This is a genomic window from Luteimonas sp. 8-5 (genome assembly GCF_029763755.1).
Lineage (GTDB): Bacteria > Pseudomonadota > Gammaproteobacteria > Xanthomonadales > Xanthomonadaceae > Cognatiluteimonas.
Genome location: NZ_JARUVM010000142.1, coordinates 1 through 1,644, shown reverse-complemented (window position 1 = coordinate 1,644; position 1,644 = coordinate 1). Strand labels below are relative to the sequence as shown.

General features: G+C 73.2%; 3 protein-coding genes. All 3 read left to right on the top strand.

Features of this window, described 5'->3' with window-relative positions; all coding sequences use genetic code 11:
* On the top strand, nucleotides 1–560 hold a 560-nt coding region (locus QAA18_RS12075; RefSeq protein ID WP_279413254.1), incomplete at its 5' end, for a MoxR family ATPase.
* 13 nt (nucleotides 561–573) lie between these two features.
* Nucleotides 574–1,428, top strand: a complete 855-nt coding sequence (locus QAA18_RS12070; RefSeq protein WP_279413253.1) for a DUF58 domain-containing protein — start codon at nucleotides 574–576, stop codon at nucleotides 1,426–1,428.
* The coding region (locus QAA18_RS12065; protein ID WP_279413251.1) for a DUF4381 family protein at nucleotides 1,425–1,644 on the top strand (220 nt) is incomplete at its 3' end. The genes QAA18_RS12070 and QAA18_RS12065, both read left to right, overlap by 4 nt.

Sequence of the window (1,644 nt, the reverse complement as noted above, 5' to 3'; positions counted from 1 at the left end):
TGCCCGAGCTGTTCCTGGTGATGGCCACGCAGAATCCGATCGAGCAGGAAGGCACGTTCCCGTTGCCCGAAGCGCAGCTCGACCGCTTCCTCATGCACGTCCGCGTCGGCTATCCGCAGGCGGCGATGGAAGCCGAGATCCTGCGCCTGGCGCGCGACCGCGCCCGCCAGGCGCTGGCGCCGAAGCGCGAGCCGGCGCGCATGCCGCTGTCGGACGTGTTCGCCGCGCGCGCCGCGGTCCTGGACCTGCACGTGGCGCCGCAGGTCGAACGCTACCTGGTCGAGCTGGTGCTGGGCTCGCGCGAAGCAGGCCGCTACGACACCGAGCTCGGCCGCCGCATCGCGTGGGGCGCAAGCCCGCGCGGCTCGATCGCGCTGGAACGCTGCGCGCGTGCGCATGCGTGGCTGGCCGGGCGCGACTTCGTCACCCCGGACGACGTGCGCGCGATCGCGCCCGACGTCCTCCGCCACCGCGTGCTGCCCAGCTACGAGGCGACCGCCGAAGGCTGGGACGGCGAACGCCTGGTGGACGAACTGCTGGCACGGGTGCCGCTACCCTGATGGACAGGTGCTGATGGACACCGCGGGTGTCGTGCCCACGCTGGAAGAGCTGGTCGCGCTGCGCGCGGCCGCGCAAGGCCGTCGTGCCGCGCAGCGCGGACGCCATGGAAGCAGCGGACAGGCCCCGTCGCCGTTGCGCGGGCGCGGCATGGAATACGCCGAGTCGCGCGAGTATGCAGCTGGCGACGACGCCCGCCACATCGACTGGCGGTTGACCGCGCGCAGCGGCAAGGCGCACACCAAGCTGTTCCAGGCCGAGCGCGAACGCCTGACCCTGGTGGTGGCCGACACCGCGGCTACGCTCTATTTCGGCACCCGTGTCCGCTACAAGTCGGTGCAGGCCGCACGCGTCGGCGCCATGGCCGCCTGGGAGGCGGTGCGCGACGGCGATCGCATTGCCGCGCTGCGCGGGAGCCATGCCGAGGCCCCGGTGCCACCGGCTGGCGGCGCGCGCGGCGCCCTGCGCGTGCTCGATGCGCTGGTGCGCTGGTATGCAGCGCCGCCGCCCGACGACGCCGGTCTCGACGTCGCGCTGGAGCATGCACGGCGACTGCTGAAGCCGGGTTCGCGCCTGCGCGTGCTTGCCGACGCGTCGAGTGTCGCCACTATTCCTCCGCAGCGCTGGACTGCGTTATCGATGCACAACCAGGTCGGCCTGGTCCTGCTCAGCGATCCGCTCGAGCGCGACCCGCCGCGCAACGTGCTGCCGTTCCTCGCCGACGGCCGCCGGATCGAACTCGACCTCGCGTCCGCGGCGCAGCGCCAACGTTGGCACCAGGTGTTCTCCGGGCCGGTGCAGGCGGCGCTGGAGCAATTGCCCGCACGCGGCGTGCAGGTGCGCGTGGCCTCGACCGGGGACGACTGGTGAACGCCGCGCTGGACGCCGATCCGGCCCTGGTGTTGCGCGACATCCACGTGCCGCCGCCACCGCCATGGTGGCCGCCCGCGCCCGGGTGGTGGGCGCTTGGCGCATTGCTCTTGGTCGCGGTGTCGATCCTGGGCTGGCTCGCGTGGCGTCGTCGCGCCAGGCGACGCGCGCTGCAGCGCACGTTCGACGATGCCATGGCCGCGGCGCCCGATGCGG

Bases quoted from the DNA above. Each gene is read 5' to 3' on its own strand.
- QAA18_RS12070 (WP_279413253.1), top strand. From the start codon at position 574: ATGGACACCGCGGGTGTCGTGCCCACGCTGGAAGAGCTGGTCGCGCTG.